Annotated in this window: 6 protein-coding genes; 1 reads left to right on the top strand and 5 read right to left on the bottom strand. The window is 61.4% G+C overall.

Annotated elements, in window-relative coordinates; genetic code table 11:
• From BLX41_RS36195 to BLX41_RS24805, 5 genes are all read right to left on the bottom strand, one after another.
• Nucleotides 1-904: ABC transporter ATP-binding protein (locus tag BLX41_RS36195; protein WP_259745152.1), on the bottom strand; the 904-nt coding region annotated here is incomplete at its 3' end.
• Nucleotides 897-1499, bottom strand: coding sequence for a DsbA family protein (locus tag BLX41_RS24820; RefSeq protein ID WP_185073784.1), 603 nt, complete (start codon nt 1497-1499; stop codon nt 897-899). The genes BLX41_RS36195 and BLX41_RS24820, both read right to left, overlap by 8 nt.
• Nucleotides 1500-1535: 36 nt before the next feature.
• Nucleotides 1536-2477 (bottom strand): oxygen-dependent tRNA uridine(34) hydroxylase TrhO, encoded by a 942-nt coding sequence (trhO, locus tag BLX41_RS24815; protein ID WP_123727008.1) that lies wholly within the window; start codon nt 2475-2477, stop codon nt 1536-1538.
• Between the two features lie 102 nt (nt 2478-2579).
• A complete protein-coding gene (locus BLX41_RS24810; protein WP_123727007.1) occupies nt 2580-2879 on the bottom strand; it encodes a BolA family protein in 300 nt (99 codons plus the stop codon).
• Nucleotides 2880-2891: 12 nt separating this feature from the next.
• Nucleotides 2892-3407 carry a DUF2059 domain-containing protein gene (locus BLX41_RS24805; RefSeq protein WP_015636579.1) on the bottom strand — a complete coding sequence of 172 codons (516 nt, stop codon included), beginning with the start codon at nt 3405-3407 and terminating at the stop codon, nt 2892-2894.
• A gap of 192 nt (nt 3408-3599) precedes the next feature.
• On the opposite strand from BLX41_RS24805, the gene BLX41_RS24800 reads away from it, so the two are divergent.
• Complete coding sequence (locus tag BLX41_RS24800; protein ID WP_123727006.1) at nt 3600-4994, top strand: class II fumarate hydratase; 1395 nt, start codon at nt 3600-3602, stop codon at nt 4992-4994.
• Nucleotides 4995-5007 lie beyond the last annotated feature (13 nt).

Here is a 5007-nt window from a genome sequence, read left to right as displayed (position 1 = left end):
CGGAGAACAGCACCGTCAGCATCGCCGCCGCACGAAAAATGTCGATACCGAACTGAAACAGCAATCCGCTGGCCCGGCCCGAGGCGTCGCTTTTCCACTGCGAGGCTACGGCGTAGTCCCGCACCTCCTCGGCACGCTGGCCCAGGCGTCCAAGAAAGTGGCCCTGGCGGTTGCCGGCGCGAATCTCCTGGATCGCCTCCAGGGTCTCGGTCAGGGCCTGGGTGAAGCGCGAAGTGCTGTCGTTTTCCAGCTTCTTCAGGTGTTTGACCCGCTTGCCCAGTTGCACCGTGGCAAAAATCACCAACGGGTTGAACAGCAGGATCAGCAGGGCCAGCTTCCAGTGCATCCACATCAGAATGCCGGCCGTGCCCACCAGGGTCAGCATGGCCACCAGGAATCGGCTCAGGGTTTCACCGACAAACTTGTCCACCGTGTCCAGGTCGGTGACCAGATGCGTGGTGACCGTGCCTCCCCCGAGGCTTTCGTACTCCCCCAGGGAAATACGCTTGAGCCGTTCGATCAGCCGTACGCGGATCCGATAGACGATGTCCTTGGCCAAACCGGCGAACAGCCGCGCCTGGACCACGTTGAACACCAAGGCGGAGCAACGCAGGATCAGGGTGACAAACAGCATCAGCCCGATGTAGCCCGCTGCACTTTGCCAGCCATCGGGCAGCAGACGGTTCATCACTTGCAATGCGCCATCGCCATGACCCAGCAGCACTTCGTCCACCAGCAACGGCAGCAACAGCGGAATCGGCACACTGCACAGGGTCGCCAGCACGGCCACACCATTGGCGATCCACAGCGACTTCCTGTGTTGCAGCGCCAGGCGACGGATTTCCCCCCAGCTCAGACGATCTACGGTTTTACCGGGGGCACTTGAATCGACCGGATCAGGCACAGGCGGCGCGCTCCAGCCAGCGTCCCAGCAACGGCGACAGCTCGCTCAGCGGCTGATAGCCGTTGGTCAGCAAGGCCAACTGGCCGTTGCGTTCCGCCAGCAAGGTGGGAAATCCGGCAATCCCCAGGTCCTGGACCCAAGTGAAATCCGCCGCCGTAGCGGCATGCTGCTCGGCGCGGTCGAAGGCTTCGGCGAATTCGATCCGCGGAACCCCGGCCTGCTCCGCCAACTCCACCAGTACACTGGCCAGGGTGACATCGCGGCCTTCGACATAAAACGCCCGCTGGATCAGCCCCAGCAGTTTCCAGGCACAGTCCGGCGCCAGGCCGCGGGCGGTGACGATGGCCCGACAAGCCGGCTCGGTGTCATAGACAAAGCCATCGGGCAAGGCACCGTCGAAAGTGAACGGTTGGCCGGTAGCCTGATGCACCGCCTGCCAGTGTTCAAGGATGTAGCGCCGGGTGTTGGGCTCCAGTGCCGCGCCACTGCCAGTGCGCAAGCCGCCCACCACCAGATGCAGCTCGACTCCGGCGGCCTGGGCCTGCTCTGCCAGGGCCTGGGCCACGGGCGCAAAGCCCCAGCACCACGAACACATCGGGTCCATCACATAGAGCAGGCGGGCAGACATGGCTCAAGCCTCGGAAGATGATTGCTTGTAGTTGTAACCAATCGGGTGCGGCATGTTGCGGGCCTTGGCCAATTCGATCTGTTTCTGTCGATCGATGGCGCTGCGGCGAGTCTTCTCGCTCAGTTTGTCCCAGCAATGAGGGCAACTGATACCGGGCACATAGTGCTCGGAGGCGCGATCCTCGACGCTCACCGGAGTGCGGCAGGCATGACATTGATCGTAGTCGCCTTCGCTCAGGTCGTGGCGCACAGTGACCCGGTTATCGAATACGAAGCAGTCGCCCTGCCATTTGCTCTCTTGCTGCGGCACCTCTTCGAGGTACTTGAGGATCCCGCCCTTGAGGTGGAACACCTCGTCGAAGCCTTCGCTGAGCATATAGCTCGATGCCTTCTCGCAACGGATGCCACCGGTGCAGAACATCGCCACCTTCTTGTGCTTGCTCGGGTCGAAGTGGGCTTTGATGTAATCGGGGAACTCGCGAAAGCTGGTGGTCTTGGGATCGATGGCGCCTTCGAAGGTACCGATGGACACTTCGTAATCGTTACGGGTGTCGATCAACAGCACTTCGGGATCGTTGATCAGGGCGTTCCAATCCTGGGGCTCCACATAGGTTCCGACTTTCTTGTTGGGATCGACGCCGGGCACGCCCAGGGTAACGATCTCTTTCTTCAACTTGACCTTGGTGCGGTAGAACGGCTGCTCATCGCAATACGACTCTTTGTGATCGATATCGATCATGCGCGGATCGTTTTTCAACCAGGCCAACAGCCCGTCGATGCCTTCACGACTGCCCGATACCGTGCCGTTGATGCCTTCTTCAGCGATCAGCAAGGTGCCCTTGATGCCGTTGTCCAGCATGGCCTGCAGCAGGGGCTCGCGCAGGCTGACGTAATCTTCGAGGGTGACGAACTTGTACAGTGCCGCCACGACAATGGGTTGTGTCATGGGTAATCTCCAGGTGGCTACCCTCGTAAAGGGTGAACCGGATGCAAAAAAAAACGCGCCGGCATAAGCGGCGCGTTGCGGATTCTATCAAAAAAACCGCGATTAATGCTGACTGCCTCCGGCGCAGGTCGGCGAAGCCGGAGCCACACCGATCTTCGACCACTCCTCGGGCGTGTAAGTGTGCAGCGCCAACGCATGGAACTGGCTCATCAGCTCACCCAGGGTGGCGTAGACCTTCTGATGGCGCTTGACGCTGTTGAGGCCGGCGAACTGCTCGCTGACCAGTACCGCCTTGAAGTGGGTTTCCAGGCCACGGCTGTGCATGTGGCTTTCATCCAGCACTTGCAGGTGCTCGGGCTGCAATGCCCCGAGCGCCGCTTCGATACGTTGTTGCATGGTCATTGCGGGCTCCGCTTACTTCTTCTTCGCCGGGGCTGCCTTGGGCTCGAGCTCGGCAGTCATGTCGGCCAGCAGCTTGTTCACCACAGGCACCGCGCTTTCCAGCTTGGCCTGGGTCATCTGTGCCGATTGCTGGGTCAGCTGGGGCATTTTTTCCAGGACTTTCTTGCCCAGTGGCGACTGGTAGAACGCTACCAGCTCCTTAAGCTCGGACTCGCTGAAGTTGCTGGTGTAGAGCTTGACCATGTCCGGCTTCAGCTTGTTCCAGCCAATGGCCTGATCCAGGGCGGCGTTGGCCTTGGCCTGGTAGGTTTCCAGCAGGGCACGTTTGGATTCCGGGGCTTTGGTCTGCTCAAAGCGCTGGGCGAACATTTGCTGAACTTGCATGTACACCGGGGTACCGAGCTTGTCCGCATGGGCCAGGGTCAGGAAGGCCTCGGCACTGGCGTTGTGGCTGGCGGTATCGGCAAGAACCTGGCCGCTGGCACACACCAGAACAACCGCGGTACAGATGGCACGAAAACGGGTCATCGAGTTTCCTATCTAGCAGGCGAGGTAAAACCCCAAGGGCGACCATTCTGCGCCTATTAATCCGCGTCCCTCAACCCCACCCCCTGACGCCCCCTGGTTTTGTCCGGGTAGCGGGTGGAAAAACCCCTTTCACGGAACCCGAGCAGCAGATCAGGGCCTAAACTGGCCAGTCAGACTTGGAGGAATGCCACGATGAATCGAATCGAAACCGACAGCCTGGGCCAGGTTGAAGTCCCGGAAGAAGCCTATTGGGGCGCACAGACCCAACGTTCACTGGTCAATTTCGCCATCGGCAACGAGCGCATGCCTCTATCCGTGCTGCATGCCCTGGCCCTGATCAAGAAAGCCGCCGCCCGAGTCAACGATCGCAACGGCGACGTACCCGCCGACATCGCCCGCCTGATCGAACAGGCCGCCGACGAAGTGCTGGCCGGCGAGCATGATGAGCAATTTCCTCTGGTGGTGTGGCAGACCGGCAGCGGTACCCAGAGCAACATGAACGTCAACGAGGTGCTGGCCGGCCGGGCCAACGAGCTGGCGGGCAACCCCCGGGGTGGCAAGTCCCCGGTGCACCCCAACGATCACGTCAACCGCTCGCAAAGCTCCAACGACTGCTTTCCCACCGCCATGCACATCGCTGCGGCCCAGGCCGTGCAGTTCCAACTGCTGCCGGCGATCACCGAACTGTCCGGTGGCCTGGCCGAGCTGTCGGCCCGGCACATGAAGCTGGTGAAAACCGGCCGCACCCACATGATGGATGCCACCCCTATTACCTTCGGTCAGGAAATCTCCGCTTTTATCGCCCAACTGGGATACGCCGAACGAGCCATCCGTAGCGCCTTGCCTGCGGTGTGCGAACTGGCCCAGGGCGGCACTGCCGTGGGCACCGGACTGAACTCGCCACACGGCTTCGGTGAAGCCATCGCCGCCGAACTGGCCGCCCTTTCCGGCCTGCCCTTCGTCACCGCCCCCAACAAGTTCGCCGCTCTGGCCGGCCACGAGCCGCTGACCAATCTGTCCGGCGCGCTGAAAACCCTCGCCGTGTGCCTGATGAAAATCGCCAACGACCTGCGCCTGCTGGGTTCGGGACCGCGAACGGGGCTGGCGGAGGTCAAACTGCCGGCCAACGAGCCGGGCAGCTCGATCATGCCCGGCAAGGTCAACCCAACCCAATGCGAAGCCCTATCGATGCTGGCCTGCCAGGTGATGGGCAACGACGTGGCAATCGGCTTTGCCGCCAGCCAGGGCCATCTGCAACTGAACGTGTTCAAGCCGGTAATCATTCACAACCTGCTGCAATCGATCCGCCTGCTGGCCGATGGCTGCAGCAACTTCCAGCATCACTGCATCGCCGGGCTGGAGCCCGATCCACTGCAGATGGCCGAGCACCTGGAACGAGGCCTGATGCTGGTGACCGCACTCAATACCCACATCGGCTATGACAAGTCCGCCGAAATCGCCAAGAAAGCCTACGCCGAGAACCTGACTCTCAGGGAAGCAGCATTGGCATTGGGGTATCTGACGGACGAGCAGTTCGATGCCTGGGTGCGACCGGAAAACATGCTGGAGGCTGGGAAACAGGGCTAAGGCCGGAGCCGTC

It is taken from the genome of Pseudomonas protegens (assembly GCF_003732485.1).
In the GTDB taxonomy this organism is placed as follows: Bacteria; Pseudomonadota; Gammaproteobacteria; order Pseudomonadales; family Pseudomonadaceae; genus Aquipseudomonas; species Aquipseudomonas protegens_B.
This window is presented reverse-complemented; position numbering and strand designations above follow the sequence as displayed.

What these genes read in the sequence shown, in the direction of transcription:
- BLX41_RS24810 (WP_123727007.1), bottom strand. Translation starts at nt 2,879, where the DNA reads ATGACCATGCAACAACGTATCGAAGCGGCGCTCGGGGCATTGCAGCCC.
- BLX41_RS24805 (WP_015636579.1), bottom strand. Translation starts at nt 3,407, where the DNA reads ATGACCCGTTTTCGTGCCATCTGTACCGCGGTTGTTCTGGTGTGTGCC.
- BLX41_RS24820 (WP_185073784.1), bottom strand. Translation starts at nt 1,499, where the DNA reads ATGTGTTCGTGGTGCTGGGGCTTTGCGCCCGTGGCCCAGGCCCTGGCA.
- BLX41_RS24800 (WP_123727006.1), top strand. Translation starts at nt 3,600, where the DNA reads ATGAATCGAATCGAAACCGACAGCCTGGGCCAGGTTGAAGTCCCGGAA.
- trhO (WP_123727008.1), bottom strand. Translation starts at nt 2,477, where the DNA reads ATGACACAACCCATTGTCGTGGCGGCACTGTACAAGTTCGTCACCCTC.